Genomic DNA, 21955 nt, shown 5'->3' on the forward strand with positions numbered 1-21955 from the left:
GTTATAGATTTAACAGTGCCAATAGAATCGACAGCGTTAAAAACGATAGCAAAGTGGTGACCAGCAAGGTGCTGGCACAGAATGCACGGTAACCATATTGGCTGCCGATGATGGGATAAATGCTCATCATCGGGACCGCAGCTAACACCACAGCGCCTAAACGTAGATTATCGTCAATACCCGGTACCAGCCACATGCAGAGCGCCATACAGCTTGGGTGAACGATCAGCTTGCCTAGGCTTATGGCTGAAATGTCCGCGACATTCCCTTTAAGGCTGGTGCCTACTAATGACCCACCTAAGACAATCAGTGCTAGGGTGGCCGATGCGCCAGAGAGCATCATTAGCACTCGATCGGCGACCAGCGGTAAACCCAAGTGAAACTGCGAAAAGATCATGCCGCTGACCACCGCAATAACCAATGGGTTTTTCGCTAAGCGCTTGGCCGTCGACCATAAAGTTTTGCCAAGCCCTACACCTTCTTCACGTGATGAAAAGTAGCTTAATAGGGCAAAGATGAAGGGTAAAACGATGGCATTTTCGGCCATCAAGGTCATGGCAAAGGCGGCGGTTGGTGGATCATCAAATACCAGCAGCATGACCGGGAAGCCAAAGAAGCCTGAGTTTGAGCAGGTCATGCCGGCGGCTTTAAGCGCACCTTCAAGTTTATGGCGTTTGAGCAGCCCGACCGTCATCAGTAAGCCAATCCCCATAGACATAAAAGACGCCAGCGTAAACGCCAAGATGTAGTGGCCGTTAAATACGTCACTGGGCTCCATCTTGGCTAACGTGCTGAAAATTAATGCTGGAAGCGTAACGTATAACACCAGCTTAGCCATACCCGCGATGCTGTCATCATTGACTAGGCGTGTACGTACGCACACGAACCCAAGCATCATTAGGGTAAAAACGGGGGCGATAGTCAGCAGCATTTCCAACATGATTGACTCAATTACTCGCCTGAGTTGTAGTAGCTTTCAAGGTTGTCGGCGGTGTCTCTAACCGCTTTGCTAAACTGCTGTAGCACCATTGATGGTGTGGCATCGGCGCGAATGGTTAGACCGACGGCGCTGAGAGTTTCACGAGTATTAACCGGTAACTCTGCCAATTCGCCATCGGCGATTTCACGGGCCACGACGCCGCGTGAAATGATCCAGATGGCGTCGTTGCGACGGATAAACTCTTTGCCAAATGAATCAGACACAGTGTCAATGCGATCTTGTAGAGCACTGACACCTTCCGCCAGCAAAAAGCCGTCTACAGTCGGTGCTGTGATCGACTCTTCCGGCGGATACAGAACGGTATAGGTGGCAATGTCATTGAGCTGAAAATCAGGCTTACTTAATAAAGGATGACCCGGGCGTACGGTAAAGGCGATTTGTTCGGAGTATAAATGTTCAAACGATAGGCCAGACATGGCTTCTTGGACGCCCAAACGACCGACGACTAAATCGAGTTCGCCGACGCGGAGTTGGCTCATTAACAACGAGTTTGGGCCTGAGACAAGATGCAAGCGCACATCAAAGTTTTGCTGACGAAAGCGTTTCACTGCTTCGGGCAAAATACTGGTCGCGACCGTCGGCAGTACGCCAATGTTCAGCTTTTGTAAGCCGGTGGCTTGGGCTTGGGCCACACGCTCAGCACCCTCGCGTAAGGCCGCTACGCTGGTGCTGGCGTGTTCTAGAAATACGTTGCCGTAGTGGGTGAGTTCAATGCCTTTTTTGCTGCGCTCTAGTAGGCGCACGCCAAGAATCTCTTCCAGTTCTTTGAGCTTTTTGGACACCGCTGGTTGCGTGAGCGATAAAATATCGGCAGCTCGGACCACGCTGCCTTGACGAGTCACCTCTAAAAAACATTCTAAGTGACGATATTTAATCCGATTTTCTACCATAACAACAATGGCCCTAAGTCAGCTGATTGTGAAGCCTGCTATTACACTCTTATTCGCCGTAAGTTTAAAGAGATGTATACAAGAAACGCTATGCTAATCTTCATTTTGTGCCAATTTAGCGCTCAACTTTGGCAAATAAGTGTGGAATATATAACCAAATCGATATCTATTGTATTTCTCTGAACGCTTCTTCAGTGAGGTTGCGCACACCTTCAACACCGACGACGATATTATCTTCCACACGAATGCCGCCATAGGGCATAAACTCGTTAATTTTGCGCACATCACAGCCATGGCCTCGTACTTTGGCTTTCATGCGATCCATCAAGGTTGGAATGAAGTACAGTCCTGGCTCAATGGTCAACACCATGTGCTCATCTAGTGTCCGCGTCATACGCAAGAAAGGATGCTCTTCTGGCGCCGGGTGAGTGGTACCTAAAGCCGTGGTTTGCTTGCCCGCCACATCGTGCACTTGCAGACCGAGTAAATGGCCTAGACCATGGGGGAAAAAGTGATGAGGGACACGCTTTTCGAGCTGCTCTTCCATGCTTAAAGAGCAAATTCGATGACGCAGAAGCAAGTGGGCGATGCCGTGCAGCGTTTGTTGATGTAGCTCGATAAAGTCTGTGCCAGCCACGGCACGTTGGGCGATGGTGTGTTGCAGCTCTTCCATATCTTCGACCAAGGCATAGAAGTCATCATTGAGTGTAGCGGTAGTGCGAGTGATATCACTGGCGTAGCCGTTATGGGTCGCTCCAGCGTCGACTAACAGTGTCAAAGGTCGAATAGGGCGCTCGGTTTGCTTTTGCTCGTAGTGTAGCACCGCTGCATGCTCATTTAGGGCGACAATGTTGGGGTACGGTGTGTGGGTGGCATCTTGCTGAGTGGCTTGTAAATAGGCGAGGTGTATTTCTAGCTCGCTCGCGCCAGCCAAAAACGCCTGCTTGGCGGCGTTATGTCCCTTGGCCGCTTTGACAGAGGCTTGTTTGATACAGGTAATTTCATAAGGCGTTTTAATAGCACGATCAAAATTAAGCCAAGTCGCTAGCGCCTCATGGTGGCTTAAACCAGCAACGCTGACTGGACCGATAATGGCTTGGCGTGTGGGTAAGGCTTGGCACCAACTATCATCTCGCGTTGGTGTAATCTGCCAATGTTGTTGCCACTCGCCTTCAGGAATCGCCGGATTTAGATGCCAGAAGTCTTCACTCACTGGCCAGATAAGCTCGGGCTTATCACGCTTAATGACGATAAAGCTGTTGGCCGGAAGATCAAATGGTAGCCACTGTTGGGCATTGGCATAAGGCTTAAAAGGATGACTGTTGTCATCATCAAAATAGTAACTTGGAGCGCCAGCTGCCACGATAATGGCATCTAGCTCAAATTGATTCAGCGCGCTATGGTAGCGCTGTAAAAGCGTTGTGAGGTGCTGTGTGTAGAGCGTATTGGTCATCTGTGTTCCTTGATTTTATATTTATAAGTTATTGTTATTATTTGCCTTTCTAGTGAATTGGCAGGTAAAGCAGTGTGGTGAGTTGTGTCTCATCAACTTTGTCTCGCGGAGAAGTTGTGTACAACTCTAAACTGCTACGTTGGCGTGCGTGGCGGTACCCGTGTAGTTCGCTGTAGCGCTTTAAAATATGCCATGCAAGTCCTAGGTGGTGATAGCTGCCTTGGTAGCGCAGACCAATGTAGCGGCCTTTGAAAGTGAGGCGCTCGGGTTCTGCCTCACAGGGGCTTAAGCCCTGAATGGTAATGCCCAGTTTACCGGTAAAATAGTGATGCTTAGGGTCGGCTGCATCATAGAGCGCAAAGCTTGGCCCTGCGGGCTGGTTTTCTGGCCCTAGAGTAGTGATCAAGTCACGAAACCCTTGCTCCATCTTTTGTGACATGGGTTGGTCACTGACGATAAAAGGTCGAGTCACCGCATCGATGTTTGCTAGTGGGCCAATTTCTAAATGCTCAAAGCGCATACTCGCGACACTGTCTTGCTCTATTTGGGCCTTAAGACCAACCAGCATTAGGCGGGTATCGTGCATCAGCTGATGAAGCAGTTCGTGCTGCTGTAGGCGTTGCCAAAAACCTAGCTCGGCTTGGGCGATCGCGTGCAAAACGTGGCTGCCATTGGGTTGGGTTGTGAGTTCAAATTTAATCTGGATAGGACAAGGGTAGTAACCATCGCTGGCAATGCTAAACACCAGAGAATTCGGGGCTTGGCAAGCTTCAATGTGACAGCTAATTAGGCCTATATGAGGGCCTTTGAGCTGAATCAAGGATTGCTCTAGGTAGTTAAGGGAGTGATAGTGAACCGAACAAGAACTGCTATCATCGTACCACTGCCAGGGTAGCCAAGCCGCCCATTGCTCAAGCTGCGACACCTCGGCGAACAATTGTTCGGGGCCACTGTGCAGCAGAGTCGTGTGATGCACATGACAATGGTGTTGCGTAAATAACCAATAACCGATCAAGATTAGCAGTAACGCAATGGCGATAATAAATCCAATAATCACGGTGTTTGCTCTCCTTACTGTCACATCATACGTCGACAGAAGCACATTCCATTTAGGTTAATTTCCCTAAATTTGGATCAAAAGGCAAATCTTAAGGTCAGTATAGTGAATGGTTAGGCATCCAGGAAAAGTGTTTTCGATCAATAAAGGGAGTCTTAGGAGATGAAAAAAGTTTTGGTGTGGGATTGGCCGGTGCGAGTCATGCATTGGCTTATGGTTATTTTGTTTACCGGTCTCATTCTTACCGGTAGAGCGGATGAGGATTATTGGCAGTGGCATTTTTACATGGGCTACAGCTTATCCGCAGTGATCATTGCCCGCCTTTTGTATGGTTTTTTGGGGTCTTCTTTCGCTCGCTTTAAGCAGTTTCTCTATCACCCTATGGAGGTGCTGGGTTACGTCAAAACTTTGCTAATTGGGCGCGGCAAAGCCTACTTAGGTCATAATCCAGTTGGCGGTATTATGGTGTTAGTGCTGTTATTAGCTTTGTCTTTACAGTGGCTAAGTGGCTTATTTACCAGCGATGATATTTTTTGGTTTGGTCCGTTATACGGTGCGCTAGGGGAGGCATTTAATAGTCAGATGTCGAGCCTGCATCATTTATTGCCAGATATATTATTGATTCTAGTGGCGTTACATATCGTGGCAGTGTTGTATCACGAATTGCGCTTTAAAGAGCGCTTAGTTGCGGCGATGGTACACGGTCGTAAAGTCATACATGGGCAAGAGCGCGATACCCCAGAGCAGGCGATTAAAACACCAAGGTTGGGGGTGACGGTATCCTTGATGGTGGCATTAGCTTGGTTGGCATGGCTTTGGAGCGTGCCGATCTAAAAGGCCCAACCCAGCATAGAAAAGTGAACTGTGATGCTGCTTAGGCAGCATCACTGTCGCTGTATTGGTCCATGCTGTAGTCATCGCTGTCATCGCGATAGGACTCAGCACTATCGTCTTCTTCAATATAAGAAGATTCATCCGGTTCAATAACCAGATCATCCATTAGCGTCTGTTGTTCTTCCTGCTGCTCTGACGTCTGATTATCTACGGGCTTTTTCGGCGTTTTTTTACGCTTGTTCCCTAAAGCTGCTAACACGTCTTCTTTGTTTTCGGCCAAATACATCGCCAGTGACATCTTTAGCTGCTCGTCTTCGACAACGCCACTGTCTTGCAGCAGTTCTTCAAGATTCTCAGCTGTCTCGAGCAGCTTGTCATATTGGTCTGCTTGCGCTTTAGACGAGAAAGTCATTTTTTCGACACCGTTACGTTCAACAACATATTTAACTACGACAGGCATAAATCGCACCTCAATTTGAATACTGTATAAATATACAGTTATTGTTTTGCGTCTGTCCAGTATTTTGTTGGCTATTTCTGACCATGTTGATAAAGTTGCGCAAACTAAGAGGCATGAGGTGATATGGCCGATTTTAATTTTGAAGACTTTGACTGGTCTTTTTTGCAAAACAATTTTGAGTACATTGGTACGCTACTGTGGATTTTAATCATTGCCGTAGCGCGACATTTTGTACGCCGCGCTTTACGTGGTAATGAAAAGCTGGATGTCGATCGCAAAAGGCGCCGTCTCAATACAGTTGATAATGTATTTAACTTATTGATTGTTATTGGGTTAGTACTGATATGGTCGACCGAGCTACAAAATATAGCCATCTCCATTGCCGCCTTTATGGTGGCCTTGGTTATCGCGACCAAAGAGTTTATTGCGTGCATTGTGGGGGCCTTTTATAAAGCCAGCACACGGCCTTATCAGGTCGGTGATTGGGTCAGAATCGGACACTATGATGGTGAAGTCACTGACAGCGATTGGCTGTCGACGACTTTATTTGAAGTGGATTTTAAAGGCGGTAGTTACGCCTATACGGGGCGTACCACTGTGGTGCCAAACAGCGTTCTGCTGACCAATTCGATCCAAAACTTAAACTATATGCGTCGTTATATTGAGCATACCTTTTCGATTTCTAGACTGACAGATGACGTAAATTTGTTTGAAATAAAGGAGCCGATACTCGCCAAAATTCGTGAGTACAGTGAGCACTTTCATGAGGTAGCGATTCGTTATAATAATTTAATCGAAAAGCGCCTCGACATTAAAATTGCGGGTCCCGAGCCGAGTGTTCGTGTGCAAACCACGATAGAAGGATACAACGTGTTTACCGTGTCGCTGTTTTGCCCAACGCAAGAAGCAGCAGAAATAGAGCAAAAGGTTACGGAAGACTTTATGCGTATTTGGTTTGAAAAAAAGCGTCAGTCGTAGGAGGCGCCAAGCAACATGTTGTACAAAAAATTAGGTTTAATGGCGGGTGTCGTGCTGTCGACAGTGCTAACTGGTTGTACCGATATGAGCATCAGCGAGCAAGAGCTTAACCAAGAGGTGGCCAATCGCTTGGAGCAAAATCAGCCGGATGTGATCGAGCTGACACTGGATGGCTCTACGTTAAACTTAGATCTGCTGATCAAGGAAGCCAACATTGACTTAATCAGTCGTGATGGTGGATTGGTATTGGTCGATATGAAAACCGATATTCGCGGTACATTAAACGTATTTGGTCAAGACATGACCATGAAGACCGAGCTTGATCCATCTTTTGAATCAGGTTTGCGCATCGAAGAAGACCGAGTTTATCTAGTCGGAGCCAAGTTGACTCAAGTGACAGTGCAGGGTTCGAGTATCAGTGACCAGATGTTTCGCAATACATTAGGCTCTTTGCATGGTGAGTTTGAAGCAGCTTTAGCGCGTTATTTTAACGAGCATCCGGTGTATGTATTGAATCATTCTGCGGTCGAAAAAGCGGCGGCTAAAATGGTGAAAGACATCGTGATTACCGATGACAGCATTGAGTTTATGATTTTTTAGCGGTGGCGCTTTATTCGCGTTAAGATAGCGCCGATTTTTACAATGAGGATACATTATGTCTATCGCAGACAATACAGTCGTTCAGTTCCACTACACCTTGCGTGAAGGGGACACTCTAATCGAAACGTCAGCTGGCAGCGACCCACTGGCATACCTACATGGCCATGGCAACATCATCCCAGGCCTTGAAAAGGCGATGGTCGGTAAAGCTGCTGGTGATGAGTTTGAGGTGACCGTACCTTGCTCTGAAGGTTATGGCGAGCGCCAAGAAGACAAAACACAGCAAATTCCTGTGAAACACCTGCATGGCGCTAAAAAATGGAAGCCTGGCATGGTTGCAAACGTACGTACCGATCAAGGTGTGCGCCAAGTGACAATCGTTAAAGCAGGCCTTAAGCATGCGACAGTGGATCTTAACCACCCACTAGCAGGCAAGGAGCTGACGTTCTCTGTGCAAATTATCGATACACGTGACGCCACTGAAGACGAGATCTCTCATGGTCATGCTCACGGTGTCGGTGGCCATCACCACTAATAGCACTGCTATGCTGTCGATTTTATTGATCGACAGCATATTTTACACTTCCTTTGAAAAAATCTTCTGTTTCACTTCCTCTGCATATTTCTCATTAAATATCGCAAAAATGCGCCAATTATCGGTTAAAAGCTTATTTTAACTATCACTCTCGGCATTTTTTATACCACACTAAAACTTAAAAGAAGGGTTGACTTAGTGCGTTTTCGATGATTAATTGATAATTATTATCATTTGCATTGAAGAGGCGTTTGACATGAGTTATCACATCGTTCCGTTTTCCGTTCTTGAGCAGACTATTAAACGTGGTGCGGCGTCTAATTCACCGCAAGTGTTGTACTACTTTTTAGAGACCAGCGAGCAGTACGCTGAACACTTAGGTATTTCAGAAGCCTACGCACTGTACAAGCGTGTTTATCAAGTATTGCTGGATACGGTATGCGATGCCTCTGTTGCGCTACATTGGCGTGAGCTGTGCTTGGATATGATTCATCGTCCATTATTGCAGCTCAAACGCTTTGTGATCACTGAACAAGATGCTCAAGAGTTTTTTCGCCTAGAGCATGAGCTGCGCGCCCTAAGTCACTACTTCATGTCTTCACACAGTGCGAGGGTTTAGTCATGAGTAACAGAATTGAGTCGGATAGCATGGGTCAGTTAGAGGTCCCAGAAGACGCGCTATATGGCGCACAAACACAGCGTGCCATCAATAACTTTCCCATCAGTGGACAGTCTCTGCCACAGCCTTTTATCCGAGCGCTGATTCGCCTTAAAGCCGCTGCCGCGCGTGCAAATGTAACGCTTGAATGCATCACGCCAGAGATGGGACAAGCCATTGAAAACACTTGTATTGATCTACTTGAGCAAGACGATTTAATGCAGCATTTCCCTGTCGATGTCTTTCAGACAGGCTCGGGGACCAGCTCTAACATGAACGCCAATGAAGTGATCGCAACGCTGGCCAGCCGGAAGCTTGGCGCCACAGTCGGCCCTAATGATCATGTAAACTTCGGTCAAAGCAGTAATGACATCATCCCAAGTGCGATCCACGCCAGCGCCGCAATCGAGGTCAGTAAACGCTTACTGCCAGCACTTGAGCATTTAAAAACAACCATCAGTGTCAAAGGCGATAGCCTTAAGCAGTACACCAAAACAGGGCGTACACACTTAATGGATGCCATGCCAGTGCGTATGGATCAAACCTTTCATGGTTGGGCGGCCCAGCTGCAAGACAACATCGATAATCTCAATGCCTTATTGCCCAAGGTAAGCAAATTGGCTCAAGGTGGTACCGCGGTTGGCACCGGTATTAATGCTCACCCTGAGTTTGCCAAGTTGGTGGCACAAGAATTGTCTGCGTTTACGGGTGTTTCGTTCCATGCAGCGGATAATCATTTTGCATTGATTGGCTCGCAAGACACAGCGGTTGCGCTGTCGGGGGCGCTTAAAACCACCGCCGTGACCTTTATGAAAATTGCCAATGATTTGCGTTGGATGAATTCAGGCCCGTTAGCGGGATTGGGCGAAATCAGTTTAGAAGCGCTACAGCCGGGTTCATCGATCATGCCGGGTAAAGTTAATCCTGTGATTCCAGAAGCGACAGCTATGGTCGCGGCACAAGTGATGGGCAACGACACAGCGATCACAGTCGGTGGTCAATCGGGTAACTTTGAGCTTAACGTGATGCTACCTATGATCGCCAGCAACTTGTTAAGTAGCATTCAGCTGCTCACCAACAGCGCGCACTTGATGGCGAATAAAGCCATTGATACGTTAACGGTAAACGATGAGAAGTTAAAAGAAGCGTTGGACAAGAACCCTATCTTGGTGACGGCTCTTAATCCAATCATTGGCTACGAAAAAGCGGCGCAAGTCGCGAAAAAGGCTTACGCCGATAAGCGTCCAATCATCGATGTGGCCGCCGAAGAAACCGATTTAAGTCGAGAAGAATTACAGCAATTACTAGATCCTGCAAAGCTAACCAAAGGTGGTTTATAGCAGGTTAAGGTTTCATCACGGAAGATGGATAGGAGCTGGGTAAGGTCGCAAGCCACTGCCCAGCTCTGCTTATCTTAGGCTGTCCAAAGGTAGCGCAATTTAGGCGCGACGAGATAAGCCAATAGATCCAGTAACACGATCATCAAGATACCGAGCGTTGCCATCGGAAACAATAATGAAATCGGCAGCAGTAACCACACCGCATGTTGCCAACGTTTAAGGTTTTTCGGGAGTGGGGGCGCTGCTAACGCCTGTGCTGGGCGGCGCTTCCACCACATCACTACACCTGACACACACAGTAAGATCACCGCCAGACAAAAAAGCACACACGCAATCAAATTCCAGACGCCAAACTGGCCCATATGTAAGGCGATGCCAAAGGCCATCGACTGAGCAAACCAGTTGTAATCCATAAAGCCTACATCAGCGATAACGGTCCCCGAGTAACGATCAAAGTGCACAGTACGATCATCCAGAGCATTATTAATATCGCGCCCCATGGTGCTGGCTGTGGTGGTAAATACCCCCGTATCACCTTTAGGAAAATGCAGCTGAAAACGAGTAAAGCCGATCGCTTGAGCATCATCTACGACTCGATCCAGTGTTATAGAGCGCTGACCAAATATCGGTGTTGTGGACTCAGGTAGCGGCGCTTGCTCAAGGTTCCAAGGGATTTGTTTAAGACCTTTGAGGTTTAAGTCTTCGTGGGTGAGCGTCGAGGAGACATTCTTGGCGCTTTGCTCGACTGGGAAGGTGCTCCAAGCTTGCAGCATTTTGCCGCCCCAGATGCTTGCCCAAGCTAAGCCAGAAATCGAGAAAAACAATAAAATCACCGCGACCCAAATCCCGATAACGCTGTGTAAGTCACGCCATAGGTTACGACCTTTACCGCGAATGCGAGTAGCGGCTTGCCAAGCGGACTCTCCTGCTTTGGGCCACCACATAAAGACCCCAGTTAGGATCAACAAAATGGTAAAGCTGGTCGCAATCTCGATCAGCCAATCCCCTGTTAAGCCCAGCATAAAAGTGCCGTGGGTGTCATCGGCCCAGACGTACCAAGAGTCGCTAATACTGATATCGCCTAGTACTTTTGCTTGGTAAGGGTCGACAAAAACTGAGCGATTATCGCCTGCGACGTTGACTTGGAAACGTGTTGCATCATTGGCTTCGTCAGAGACATAGAGTCGTGTAATCGCACTATCAGGGTATTGCTGTGCGACCAATTGGTATTGCGCTTCGTAGGAGATAGGCGTGGCCGAGGTCTGCTCAACCTTATATAAGTCCGCATGCAATGCACGCTCGATAATGGGATCAAAGATCATCACGAGGCCAGTAAGGGCCAACATGACTAAAAATGGAACAACGTATAAACCAGCAAAAAAGTGCCAGCGCCAAACGGAACGATAAAAATCCTTTGTGCCAAACATGAGAAATCCTGCAACAAAATAAGGGCATACAAAAATGATGCCCCTTGGAATTAGGGCATCATGCTAGTGTTAGGTCAGTACTCAACGCAGGCTGCATAGGTGGCGCGCGGGCTTGGACGATTTGTGGGGTGGCGGCCAACAAGTTGTTGGTCGGTGACATCGTTAGATGAATGGGTTTAAGTGGTGAGAGTGCTACCAGTGCCGGCGTGGCGCTATCGATAAAGAAATGGGTGCAAGGACAAGAATGCGAGCTGCTGTGTTGGCTCGCTTTGTCTTTATCGGCTTCTTCTATAGCAAAAACGTAATAGGTCTCGACACCCAATGTGGTACAGATTTCGATCCGCTGCGCGCCAGTTTGCCCCACAGCATTGACTAGCGGTACTGCAAAGTACGCTAGCCAGCAGAGTAGCAAAAAAATATGGGAATGGCGTTTCACAGTTAATGAGTGTCGAGCAGTAAATAAAGAGGCGTAACTCTACGAAAGCCTTTTAAAATGCGCAAGAAATATTTATCTAGACCTTGCGATGCATCACAGGCATCAGTTCAGATCATCAAAGCGAATTTGCACTTTGGGCTGTTTAGGTGCTGAAGGCTCTGGCATTTTCAATGGCTCGACGATCTTTTCAAGGCCATTTACTTTGACCTCTAGAGCAAGCTGTAACCAACGGCCTAGTTTACCTTCCGGCCAGCCTTTATGATTGAACCACAATAAATACTCTTCCGGTAAATCGACAATCAAACGACCTTCATACTTACCAAACGGCATCTTCTGACGGGCAATATCCAGTAAATCTTGTTTTTCGATCATAACTACCTCGGTACTTAAAGAGCTCGCATGCTATCACATGTTCCCCTATAGGGCCTCGCTCTCCATATTGCTCCATTCACTTGTGCCTATTTTAAAGTATTGTTCAATAACCTTGAAAACCTTGTGGCTGTTGTGCTCAAAAGGATGCAACGGACAGCCACCTATGACAACTTAACTGCATGTTTTTAGTCATTTTATAAGAGGGATACAGCATGGAACTGACGACGTTATATGGAACGGCTTTTTGGGGGATCTTCGTGATTTTGGTGACTTGGATGGTGCAGTGGTTTGTCGCCGCTGGCTCCAAGGCCAAAAAGGATGGGGCGATTCCTGGTAAGATTGATGAGTCGCTTGGCCACGAATCGTTTACTTTTCGTGCGCACCGTACCTTTATGAACTCGATTGAAAATGTGCCTGCGATGTTGGGCGTGATCATGTTGGCAATCCTAATCGGCGCCGACGCTTTTTGGGTGATGATCTGTATCTGGAGTTTTGCCGTGGCGCGTATCTTACATATGTTGTTGTACTACGCGGTGGCGACTAATGAAAATCCAAGCCCACGTTCGTACTTCTTTTTAATGGGATTATTATCAAACATCGCTTTGCTAGGGTTGTGTGCCGTTACCTTAATTCAGTTGTAACGCTCACTAAAGAGAGTAAGTTAAAGGCTCATATTGTTAAAACAGGATAGGAGGCACGTTATGACAAGCAAAAAAATCTTGATGATCACTGGGGACTTCACGGAAGACTACGAAACCATGGTGCCATTTCAGGCACTGTTAAGTGTCGGCCATGAGGTTCATGCGGTGTGCCCAGATAAAAAGTCGGGTGATACCGTGGCGACCGCGATTCATGATTTTGAAGGGGATCAAACTTATACCGAGAAACCTGGCCATCGCTTTGCCCTAAACGCAACGTTTGCCGACATTAAAGCGGAAGACTACGATGCTTTGGTTATTCCGGGTGGGCGTGCACCTGAGTATTTGCGCCTTAATAAAGACGTTATTGCGATGGTGAAGCATTTCTTTGAAGCGGATAAACCGGTGGCAGCGATCTGTCATGGCGCGCAGCTGCTAGCATCAGCGGGCGTGCTCGAAGGCAAAAAATGCTCCGCTTATCCAGCATGCCAACCGGAAGTTGAACTTGCCAACGGTATCTATGCAGACATTGATGTCGATAAAGCCGTAACAGATGGTAATTTGGTAACGGCGCCTGCTTGGCCAGCGCACCCTGACTGGCTAGCGCAATTCTACAAACTGCTTAATACGTAATTTGTTCACGGAGGGTGGGGCGACCCACTCTCCATCCTTTCTAAAATGTCTCTGATTAAAAACATAATGCAACCTCTGTTTCGTACTGTTTTAACAAAGTGCGTAGAGCGTCTATTGCGAGTAAATAAACGGCTTACTTATTGAGAATCGCTAACGTTTGGCTGGAATAGGTGCTAGAATTCGGCCGTTTAACTGTTCTTTATTGTATGTGAGTTGTTGTTTGAAATATCGAGCCGAAATTGATGGTTTGCGTGCCTTAGCGGTTGTGCCAGTTATTTTGTTCCACGCGGGAGTGGGACTTTTTAGCGGTGGCTTTGTCGGCGTGGACATTTTTTTTGTCATCAGCGGTTATTTGATCACCACCATTTTACTCAACGATATCGAAAAACAGCGTTTTAGCATCGTACGCTTTTATGAACGACGGGCACGAAGGATCATGCCAGCATTGTTTGCTGTGTTACTGGCTTGCTTGCCTTTTGCCTGGCTATGGATGTTACCAAGTCAGTTAGAGGAATTTAGTGCGAGCCTTTTTTCCACCGTAACGTTCTTATCGAATTTCTACTTTATGTCGAAAGTCGATTACTTCGCGCCGTCATCCGAGCTGCAGCCGTTGTTGCATACATGGACCCTCGCCATTGAAGAACAGTACTATCTATTCTTCCCGCCACTTCTATATTTCTTTATGCGTCGCTCTTTTAATAAGGCGTTGCTGGCTATTTTGATTTTATGTTTGCTCAGTTTTACGTTGTCTGAATGGGGTTGGCGCAATTACCCTGAGCACAACTTCTTTTTCAGTTTTAGCCGTTTTTGGGAGCTGTTTATCGGCTCTTTAGTGGCTTTTTTACTTCATAAGCGTACCGTCTCTGGCAATAACTGGCTTGCAGCGGTGGGTCTTTTGGCCATTGTTTTTGCCATTGTTTTGTACGATGACGCCATGCCTTTTCCAAGCGTTTATGCATTGCTGCCAGTAATGGGCGCGACGCTGTTAATTGTATTTGCAACACGTGATACATATGTCGCTAAGCTATTAAGCTTAAAAATTTTTGTTGGCATAGGCTTAATCAGTTATTCGGCCTATCTTTGGCATCAACCGCTGTTTGCTTTTGCTCGTTTGCGCTCATTTGATGGGTTATCTCAATTGGATCTATTGGGCTTGTCGTTGCTGTCGCTTGCTGTGGCTTATGTTAGTTGGAAGTTCATTGAAACGCCGTTTCGAACGCCTGGTGTTAGCACAAAGCAGATTTTTGCTATGACTGGCGCTGGCTTATTGATTATGGGCGGGCTCGGTGTAGTGGGGTACGGTCAAGAAGGGTTTGAAGGGCGCTTAGACAAGACTTTTAAGCAACTGGATTCGATTAGTACGGTGCAGCAAAGTTATTGTCATGATGAAGGCAAAAAAACACCCGAACAAATGCTGAATAATGAGTTCTGTACACTGGGCTCAGGTGATATTCGTTATGCCATCATTGGTGATTCGCATGCGGGGGCGCTTTTTGAGTATGCAGATCAGTATCTAACGAAAGCCCAAGTAGCGAGCATTGCGGTGAGTGATGGTTATTGTGCGCCGCTGATCAACGGCTTTGCTTATTATGAGCATTGCGCTGTATTTATGAAGACCGCTTTTACTAAAGTATTGGCTAATCCAAATATCGATAAAGTGGTGCTGTTTGCCGAGTGGGCTAACTACACCAAAGGCTACCGTGATACGAATACCCCCAAGCTTTTGGCGGATAATGAAGGACGTGCTGATTCAGCAGAGGACAATCCTAAAGTTTTCGAGCGTTCGTTTGCTAAAACTATCGAAGCGCTTATTGAGGCTGATAAAGAAGTCCTAGTTGTCGAGCCAGTACCTGAGTTTCAGCACAATACTTATCGTTATATTGCTCAGAAAATCTTAATGGGCGACGCCAATACCATTAGCGAGGCATCGGCATCATTACCTACTTTATCACTTGCTCAATACCAACTGCGTAATCAGGAGGTGTTTGAGGTGCTCTCTGAATACCAAGATCAAATTAAGCGGCTGCAGGTAGCGCCACTATTTTGTAATCAAGAGAGCTGCTCGCCAACCGGTCATGGCTCCATGCCGCTTTATTCGGATACCAATCATGTTAACGAGCTCGGCGCCAAACAGGTCGTCCCGTTACTGTTTGACGAGCTTTTATCTCATTAAGGCGTCTTACTCCATAGACTAAAAACATCTTCAGTTTTAAAGCGGTGAATTAAGTAGTCACACACGGATTTAAGTTTAGGCGAAGGTTGTTGCGCTCTAGGGTAAACTAGCCATACACCAGTATATGGGTACTGGTATTGCGGCAATAACGACACCAGTTTGCCGGAGGCGAGGTCTTCTTTTACATAGTAGTCAGGCAACTGTGCGATGCCTAAGCCACGGCGTATGGCATCAAGTAAGGCAGGGCCTGAGTTACTGCGCCAATGACTGGCCACTTTGACTTCTTTGCGTTGACCATTGTGACTAAACACCCAGTGGGTTTTGGAGCCCATCAGGCATTGATGTTTGTTTAGCTCGGCCAAGGTGTGTGGAATGCCATGCTGGTCGACGTACTCGCGTGAGGCACAGAGATATTCGGCACGATCACACAAACGACGCGACAGCAAGCTGGAGTCACGCAGGGCACCCATACGGATGGCGAGATCATAGCCTTCTTCGATCAGGTCGACTTCGCGGTTAGTGAGGTGCAGGTCTAGATCTACTTTCGGATTCTGCAGTAAGAAGTCATTTAGGAGCGGCGCTAAGTAGCGCTCGCCAAAGGTCGTCGCGCAGGTTATACGTAAGGTACCCATGGGGGCTTGGTTCAGTGCACTCACAGCTTCTTCCGCGGCGGCTAAGGTATTAGGCAGGTCGCGACAATGTTGGTAAAAGCGCTCACCCGCTTCGCTTAAGCGAATGCTGCGTGTGGTGCGAAACAGTAGTGTGGTGTTTAACCGCTCTTCTAAATGCGTGATTAGTCGGCTGATATGTGACGCTGACACCTTTAAACGGCTTGCTGCTTTCGAAAAGCTGCCTTGATGTACCACTTCGATAAAAGCTTCCATCGCTTCCCATTGTTTCATGCTCTTCTCTCTATTGTTGCAGTATGACAATAATTTTTTTCTAAAACAGATATTATCGCAATAGTTATTTGCGGCTATACTACGCCCCGCATGTTTCACTAACTATTTAAGTTAAGACGGAGTTCACAATGTTGAAATGTAAAGCAGCCGTAGCTTGGGGTCCTGGTCAACCTCTTAAAATCGAAGAAGTTGAAGTTCAAGATCCTCAGCCAGGTGAAGTACTTGTTCGCATGATTGCAACAGGTGTTTGTCACACTGACGCATTCACGCTTTCTGGTGAAGACCCAGAAGGTATTTTTCCTGCGATCCTAGGCCACGAAGGTGCGGGTATCGTTGAAGCTGTAGGCGAAGGCGTTACATCTCTTAAAGCAGGTGATCACGTTATCCCACTTTACACTGCTGAGTGTGGCGAGTGTAAATTCTGTAAATCTGGTAAAACTAACCTTTGTCAGGCCGTTCGTGCGACACAAGGTAAAGGTCTTATGCCAGATGGCACTAGCCGTTTCAGCATCAATGGCGAGCCGATCTTCCACTACATGGGTTGTTCAACGTTCTCTGAGTACAGCGTTGTACCAGAAATCTCTTTGGCAAAAGTTAACCCAGAAGCGGCAATGGACAAAATCTGTCTACTAGGCTGTGGTGTAACTACCGGTATCGGTGCAGTTCTTAACACAGCTAAAGTTGAAGAAGGCGCGACAGTTGCTATCTTCGGTCTAGGTGGCATCGGTCTTTCTTGTATCCAAGGTGCTCGTCTAGCTGGCGCTTCTCGCATCATCGCGGTTGACCTAAACGAATCTAAATTCGAAATGGCTGAGCAGTTCGGTGCGACCGACTTCATCAACCCATCTAAATTCGACAAGCCAATCCAAGAAGTGATCGTTGAGATGACTGATGGTGGTGTTGACTACTCTTTCGAATGTATCGGTAACGTAAATGTTATGCGTGCAGCGCTTGAGTGTTGTCACAAAGGTTGGGGTGAGTCGATCATCATCGGTGTAGCCGGTGCTGGTCAAGAAATCTCAACTCGTCCGTTCCAGTTGGTGACTGGTCGCGTATGGCGTGGTTCTGCGTTCGGTGGCGTTAAAGGCCGTACAGAACTTCCAGGTTACGTAGAAGATTACATGAGCGGCAAGATCGAAATCGATCCGTTCGTGACGCACAAAATGAAACTTGAAGACATCAACGAAGCTTTCCACCTAATGCACGAAGGTGAAAGTATCCGTACCGTTATCGAGTTTGACGTTTAAGTAAGTCATTTGTAGCAAAAAGCCCATCTATAGGATGGGCTTTTTTTACTGAGCTAAAGAGGGATATATGGAACTTTTATCAAGTACAAAAGTAAGCGGTGGCTGGCTGAAGCGCTACCGTCACGAAAGTCTTTCTGTCAAAGGCGACATGGTATTTGCGATCTTTCTACCACCTCAAGCAGAAAGCGCAAATGTGCCAGTAATGTACTGGTTGTCAGGTCTAACCTGTACTGATGAGAACTTCTCACAAAAAGCGGGTGCGTTTAAAAAAGCAGCGCAGCTAGGCTTAGCAATCGTTATGCCAGACACCAGCCCCCGCGGTACCGATTACCCAGGCGAGCACGACAGCTATGACTTTGGTTCAGGCGCTGGTTTCTACGTCAATGCGACGGTGGCGCCTTACTCAAACACTTACCACATGTACGATTACGTGGTGACTGAGTTGCCAAACCTAGTCGAAGAGCATTTCCCTGTGACAGATAAGCGTTCTATCTCAGGTCACTCTATGGGCGGTCATGGTGCACTTATTTGTGCGCTTAAAAACCCAGGTCGTTATCAGTCAGTATCAGCTTTTGCCCCGATCACGAACCCAACCCAATGCCCTTGGGGTGAAAAAGCCTTCACGGGTTACCTAGGTGATGATCGTGAAGCGTGGAAAGCATGGGATACGTGCGAGTTGATCGCGACTGCTGAAGAGCGTCTGCCACTGTTGGTTGATCAAGGCGAAGCGGATAACTTCCTAGAAGAGCAGCTTAAGCCAGAAGCGCTTGAGCAAGCCTGTGAAAAATACGGTCATGAGCTGACACTGCGTCGTCAATCTGGCTACGATCATAGCTATTTCTTCATCTCAAGCTTCATCGATGACCATCTAGAACACCACGGCAAAGCGCTGGGTTTGTAATACTGCTCAAGCAAATTTTGTTGTGTGAATGTAAAAGGCGAACCTCAAGGTTCGCCTTTTTTATGGTCTTAATGTTAATGCCTCTTGCGAAATGCGGACAAAATCGCCAAAATTCGCCCCCAATCCTGTCCAGTTGGATAATAAACAGCGGTAAAACCTTCAAAAACGTTTTAAAATACAGTTTACGTAGTTGGCGTGATTTTTGATGGGTTCTACCTGAACCCGATGCGAACGTGAGTTTAGGCGTTACCCTGCCTATCCTTATGTACAAAGAGTCATCAATAAAGGTAACACACATGTCTAAAGACCCTGCTTTAGTATTGAAGGATATTCATAAAACCTTTGGCGATCATGAAGTATTGAAAGGAATCTCATTAGAAGCTCACGATGGCGATGTGATTTCGATTTTAGGGTCCAGTGGCTCCGGTAAAAGTACCTTCTTACGCTGTATTAACTTGCTTGAAAACCCAACCAAGGGTGAAATCCAATTTAATGGCGAAGCCTTGCAGTTAAAGCAAGGTGAGCACGATTTGATCGCAGCGGATATGAAACAGCTGACGCGTTTGCGTCAAAAAATTGGTTTTGTGTTTCAAAACTTTAATCTTTGGCCGCATATGACGATTTTACAAAATGTCATGGAAGGCCCGCTGCATGTCCTGAATCGCCCTAAAAAAGAAGTTCAAGAATACGCTGAATACCTACTTAATAAAGTAGGCATTGCAGATAAAAAGCACATGTATCCTAACCAGCTCTCTGGTGGTCAGCAGCAGCGTGTAGCGATTGCTCGCACCTTGGCGATGGATCCACAAATTCTATTATTTGATGAGCCAACCTCGGCCCTTGACCCTGAGTTGGTCGGCGAAGTGTTAGGCGTCATGCGTGGACTGGCGGATGAAGGCCGCACCATGTTGATCGTCACGCACGAAATGAGTTTTGCCCGCGAAGTCTCCAGTGAAGTGGTGTTTTTGCATCAAGGCTTGGTGGAAGAGCAGGGCACCCCTGAAAAAGTCTTCGGTTCTCCGGATTCTGAGCGTTGCAAAGCGTTCTTATCGACGGTTTTCTAAATTCCCATAGAGTACGATTTATCTAGGCAGAACGCCTAAAAGCGTACTATATAACTCTAATAACCTGACAAAAGGATCTCATAATGACTATCAAAAAACTGGCTCTTAGCTCGGCGGTTATTCTGACAGCAGCGGCGACTTCGTTTACTGCAAACGCTGCGGATACTATCCGTATTGCTACGGAGGGGGCATGGGCTCCGTTTAACTACATCGATAATAATGGCGAACCTCAAGGCTTTGATGTCGACATCGCTTGGGCATTGTGTGAGCAGATGGAAGCGGACTGTAAGGTCGTTACCCAAGACTGGGATGGTCTGATTCCTGGCCTTAAAGTACGTAAATTTGATGCCATTATTGCTTCAATGTCGATCACTGAAGAGCGTTTGCGTCAGGTCGATTTTACCGATAAATATTACTCGGGTGGCTTGCGTTACCTAGCGCCTAAAGGCAAAGAGTTCGATCTTGATAGCCTTGAAGGCAAAGTGATCGGTGCTCAACGTGCAACGCTTGCAGCGCAATACCTTGAAGATAACTTCATGGATACGGCCACGCTTAAGTTCTACGACACCCAAGACAGCGTTTACTTAGATTTGGTATCTGGTCGCCTGGACATCGTTTTATCAGATGAGCTGCCAACTTATGACTGGCTCAAAACATCCGGTAATGGCGATCAGTTCGAGTTCAAGGGTGAGTCGTTCAAAAAAGAAGATGAGATCGGTATTGCCGTACGTAAAGGGGATGATCTGAAAGAGAAATTCAACCAAGCGTTGGAGGCAATCATCGATAATGGTACTTACGAGCAAATTAACGCTAAGTACTTCCCATTCTCTATCTATTAATACGATCGTAAAACGGCGCGCCAGCATTATGCGCGCCGTTTTTGTTTAAACGAGATGTGTCTATGTTAAATCTTCACGGCTTTGGTGATCAGCTCTTACAAGGGGCGAGCATCACCATCCAGTTAGCGCTGTGCTCATTGTTGGTCGGGTTAGTGCTCGGTCTATTGGGCGCCTCTGCCAAATTATCCGGTATTAAACCGTTGCAATGGATTGCTAACTTCTATACCACCATTATCCGTGGTGTGCCTGAGTTATTGACCGTATTGATTATCTATTTTGGTGCCACTACGGTACTAATGTCGATCGCTAGTGTATTTGGCTATGACGAGTATATTGAAATTGGCCCGTTTGCCGCAGGTGTCACGGCGCTAGGTCTTACCTTTGGCGCTTACGCTACTGAAGTATTTCGTGGCGCGTTACAGGCGATTCCTAAGGGCCAGCACGAGGCGGCGACAGCCTTGGGCATGCATCCGCGACGTAAGTTTTTCCGCATTATTTTGCCACAAGTTTGGCGTATCGCATTGCCTGGCATCGGTAACTTATTTTTGGTATTGCTTAAAGATACTGCACTGGTATCTGTGGTTGGCTTAGAAGATATTATGCGCAAAGCCAATGTCGCGGTAAGTAATACCAAAGAGCCGTTTCTGTTTTATTTGGTGGCGGCGTTTATGTATTTGGCGCTGACAATCGTTTCCATGATTGTCGTACATTACTTAGAAAAGCGCGCCAGTCGCGGGATCAGCCGAGGGTAAAATCGTGGAATTAGATTTTTCAGTTGTTATTGAGTATTTACCGCGACTGTTAAGCGGCACTTGGATGACGATCAAGCTGGTCTTGTTGTCGATTGTATTAGGCGCGATCGTGGCGCTGCCATTGGCGTTGGCACGCATTTCTAAGAACCCTTTGATCAGTGGTCTGCCGTTTGCCTACATCTTTTTCTTTCGCGGTACCCCGCTGTTGGTACAGATCTTTTTGGTGTATTACGGTGCGTCGCAGTTTGAGGTGGTGCGTGAAAGCTTTATGTGGCCAGTGTTACGGGAGCCATTTTGGTGTGCCATTATTGCATTCACCTTAAATACCTCAGCTTATACCGCAGAGATCTTTCGTGGTGCCATTCAGGCGATTCCAGAGGGGGAAGTGGAGGCTTGTAAGGTAATCGGTATGACGAAAACACAAATGTATCGTCGTATTTTACTGCCACGTGCGTTTGGTATCGTATTGCCAGCCTACGGCAATGAAATCATTTTAATGCTTAAAGCCAGTGCCTTAGCTAGCACCATCACCTTGCTGGATTTAACTGGGATGGCGCGCACGATTATTGCCCGTACTTATACGCCAATCGAGATTTTCTTGGCGGCCGGCGCAATTTATCTGTTGATCTCTATGGTGGTGATTTATATCTTCCGCTTAGTAGAAAAGCGTCAGAATCGCTACTTGGGTACCCAATCGATCAAGGTGCCGGACAAGGGTTAGCCAGTAAGTTTGAAACCAAAAAAAGCGCACCTTAAAGTGCGCTTT

General features: G+C 47.0%; 24 protein-coding genes. 15 read left to right on the plus strand and 9 right to left on the minus strand.

The genetic code is table 11. The features are described from left to right. Position 1 precedes the first annotated feature (1 nt). The 4 genes from JQX58_RS10665 to JQX58_RS15340 all read right to left on the minus strand — a co-directional run bounded on the left by JQX58_RS10665 (position 2) and on the right by JQX58_RS15340 (position 4400). Complete coding sequence (locus tag JQX58_RS10665; RefSeq protein ID WP_204146846.1) at positions 2-940, minus strand: AEC family transporter; 939 nt, start codon at positions 938-940, stop codon at positions 2-4. An 11-nt stretch (positions 941-951) separates the two neighbouring features. After that, a complete protein-coding gene (pcaQ, locus tag JQX58_RS10670; protein ID WP_204146847.1) occupies positions 952-1890 on the minus strand; it encodes a pca operon transcription factor PcaQ in 939 nt (312 codons plus the stop codon). 166 nt (positions 1891-2056) lie between these two features. Beyond that, on the minus strand, positions 2057-3343 hold the full coding sequence (gene pepQ, locus JQX58_RS10675) for a Xaa-Pro dipeptidase (RefSeq protein ID WP_204146848.1): 1287 nt from the start codon (positions 3341-3343) through the stop codon (positions 2057-2059). Between the two features lie 49 nt (positions 3344-3392). Beyond that, a complete protein-coding gene (locus tag JQX58_RS15340; RefSeq protein ID WP_338040732.1) occupies positions 3393-4400 on the minus strand; it encodes a GyrI-like domain-containing protein in 1008 nt (335 codons plus the stop codon). A gap of 162 nt (positions 4401-4562) precedes the next feature. Here JQX58_RS15340 and JQX58_RS10685 point away from each other — a divergent pair, with 162 nt between their 5' ends. Beyond that, positions 4563-5234 carry a cytochrome b/b6 domain-containing protein gene (locus tag JQX58_RS10685; RefSeq protein WP_204146849.1) on the plus strand — a complete coding sequence of 224 codons (672 nt, stop codon included), beginning with the start codon at positions 4563-4565 and terminating at the stop codon, positions 5232-5234. A gap of 40 nt (positions 5235-5274) precedes the next feature. Here JQX58_RS10685 and JQX58_RS15610 read toward each other — a convergent pair whose 3' ends face one another. Beyond that, complete coding sequence (locus tag JQX58_RS15610) at positions 5275-5694, minus strand: YebG family protein (protein ID WP_204146850.1); 420 nt, start codon at positions 5692-5694, stop codon at positions 5275-5277. Positions 5695-5817: 123 nt separating this feature from the next. Here JQX58_RS15610 and JQX58_RS10695 point away from each other — a divergent pair, with 123 nt between their 5' ends. The 5 genes from JQX58_RS10695 to JQX58_RS10715 all read left to right on the plus strand — a co-directional run bounded on the left by JQX58_RS10695 (position 5818) and on the right by JQX58_RS10715 (position 9805). After that, a complete protein-coding gene (locus JQX58_RS10695; protein WP_204146851.1) occupies positions 5818-6672 on the plus strand; it encodes a mechanosensitive ion channel family protein in 855 nt (284 codons plus the stop codon). A 15-nt stretch (positions 6673-6687) separates the two neighbouring features. Continuing rightward, complete coding sequence (locus JQX58_RS10700) at positions 6688-7272, plus strand: DUF1439 domain-containing protein (protein WP_239090298.1); 585 nt, start codon at positions 6688-6690, stop codon at positions 7270-7272. Between the two features lie 55 nt (positions 7273-7327). Then, on the plus strand, positions 7328-7807 hold the full coding sequence (locus JQX58_RS10705) for an FKBP-type peptidyl-prolyl cis-trans isomerase (protein ID WP_204146852.1): 480 nt from the start codon (positions 7328-7330) through the stop codon (positions 7805-7807). A gap of 256 nt (positions 7808-8063) precedes the next feature. Beyond that, positions 8064-8426 (plus strand): hypothetical protein, encoded by a 363-nt coding sequence (locus tag JQX58_RS10710; protein ID WP_204146853.1) that lies wholly within the window; start codon positions 8064-8066, stop codon positions 8424-8426. 2 nt (positions 8427-8428) lie between these two features. Then, positions 8429-9805 carry a class II fumarate hydratase gene (locus JQX58_RS10715; protein ID WP_204146854.1) on the plus strand — a complete coding sequence of 459 codons (1377 nt, stop codon included), beginning with the start codon at positions 8429-8431 and terminating at the stop codon, positions 9803-9805. Positions 9806-9879: 74 nt separating this feature from the next. On the opposite strand, the gene JQX58_RS10720 is transcribed toward JQX58_RS10715, so the two are convergent. The 3 genes from JQX58_RS10720 to JQX58_RS10730 all read right to left on the minus strand — a co-directional run bounded on the left by JQX58_RS10720 (position 9880) and on the right by JQX58_RS10730 (position 12040). Continuing rightward, positions 9880-11232, minus strand: coding sequence for a PepSY-associated TM helix domain-containing protein (locus JQX58_RS10720; protein WP_204146855.1), 1353 nt, complete (start codon positions 11230-11232; stop codon positions 9880-9882). A gap of 58 nt (positions 11233-11290) precedes the next feature. Next, entirely contained in the window at positions 11291-11668 is a 378-nt protein-coding gene (locus JQX58_RS10725; RefSeq protein ID WP_204146856.1) for a DUF2946 family protein, read from the minus strand. 102 nt (positions 11669-11770) lie between these two features. Further along, positions 11771-12040: a DUF3820 family protein gene (locus tag JQX58_RS10730; protein WP_204146857.1), complete on the minus strand. Its 270-nt coding sequence runs from the start codon at positions 12038-12040 to the stop codon at positions 11771-11773. 212 nt (positions 12041-12252) lie between these two features. Here JQX58_RS10730 and JQX58_RS10735 point away from each other — a divergent pair, with 212 nt between their 5' ends. The 3 genes from JQX58_RS10735 to JQX58_RS10745 all read left to right on the plus strand — a co-directional run bounded on the left by JQX58_RS10735 (position 12253) and on the right by JQX58_RS10745 (position 15484). Continuing rightward, on the plus strand, positions 12253-12681 hold the full coding sequence (locus tag JQX58_RS10735) for an MAPEG family protein (RefSeq protein WP_204146858.1): 429 nt from the start codon (positions 12253-12255) through the stop codon (positions 12679-12681). Positions 12682-12741: 60 nt separating this feature from the next. Further along, positions 12742-13311 carry a DJ-1/PfpI family protein gene (locus tag JQX58_RS10740; protein WP_204146859.1) on the plus strand — a complete coding sequence of 190 codons (570 nt, stop codon included), beginning with the start codon at positions 12742-12744 and terminating at the stop codon, positions 13309-13311. A 220-nt stretch (positions 13312-13531) separates the two neighbouring features. Next, positions 13532-15484, plus strand: a complete 1953-nt coding sequence (locus tag JQX58_RS10745) for an acyltransferase family protein (protein WP_204146860.1) — start codon at positions 13532-13534, stop codon at positions 15482-15484. On the opposite strand, the gene JQX58_RS10750 is transcribed toward JQX58_RS10745, so the two are convergent. Next, a complete protein-coding gene (locus JQX58_RS10750) occupies positions 15481-16386 on the minus strand; it encodes a LysR family transcriptional regulator (protein ID WP_204146861.1) in 906 nt (301 codons plus the stop codon). The two genes, JQX58_RS10745 and JQX58_RS10750, sit on opposite strands and share 4 nt — an antisense overlap. Positions 16387-16517: 131 nt before the next feature. On the opposite strand from JQX58_RS10750, the gene JQX58_RS10755 reads away from it, so the two are divergent. The 6 genes from JQX58_RS10755 to JQX58_RS10780 all read left to right on the plus strand — a co-directional run bounded on the left by JQX58_RS10755 (position 16518) and on the right by JQX58_RS10780 (position 21910). Beyond that, positions 16518-17633 carry an S-(hydroxymethyl)glutathione dehydrogenase/class III alcohol dehydrogenase gene (locus tag JQX58_RS10755; protein WP_204146985.1) on the plus strand — a complete coding sequence of 372 codons (1116 nt, stop codon included), beginning with the start codon at positions 16518-16520 and terminating at the stop codon, positions 17631-17633. A 67-nt stretch (positions 17634-17700) separates the two neighbouring features. Beyond that, the gene (gene fghA, locus JQX58_RS10760) at positions 17701-18534 is read left to right on the plus strand and encodes an S-formylglutathione hydrolase (protein ID WP_204146862.1); all 834 of its coding nucleotides are present in this window, start codon (positions 17701-17703) and stop codon (positions 18532-18534) included. 296 nt (positions 18535-18830) lie between these two features. After that, positions 18831-19598: an ABC transporter ATP-binding protein gene (locus tag JQX58_RS10765; protein WP_204146863.1), complete on the plus strand. Its 768-nt coding sequence runs from the start codon at positions 18831-18833 to the stop codon at positions 19596-19598. A gap of 83 nt (positions 19599-19681) precedes the next feature. Then, entirely contained in the window at positions 19682-20437 is a 756-nt protein-coding gene (locus tag JQX58_RS10770) for a transporter substrate-binding domain-containing protein (protein ID WP_204146864.1), read from the plus strand. Between the two features lie 62 nt (positions 20438-20499). Next, positions 20500-21189 carry an ABC transporter permease gene (locus JQX58_RS10775; protein ID WP_204146865.1) on the plus strand — a complete coding sequence of 230 codons (690 nt, stop codon included), beginning with the start codon at positions 20500-20502 and terminating at the stop codon, positions 21187-21189. A 4-nt stretch (positions 21190-21193) separates the two neighbouring features. Next, positions 21194-21910 (plus strand): ABC transporter permease subunit, encoded by a 717-nt coding sequence (locus tag JQX58_RS10780; RefSeq protein WP_204146866.1) that lies wholly within the window; start codon positions 21194-21196, stop codon positions 21908-21910. Positions 21911-21955: the final 45 nt, after the last annotated feature.

The organism is Marinomonas ostreistagni (assembly GCF_016888445.1).
In the GTDB taxonomy this organism is placed as follows: domain Bacteria; phylum Pseudomonadota; class Gammaproteobacteria; order Pseudomonadales; family Marinomonadaceae; genus Marinomonas; species Marinomonas ostreistagni.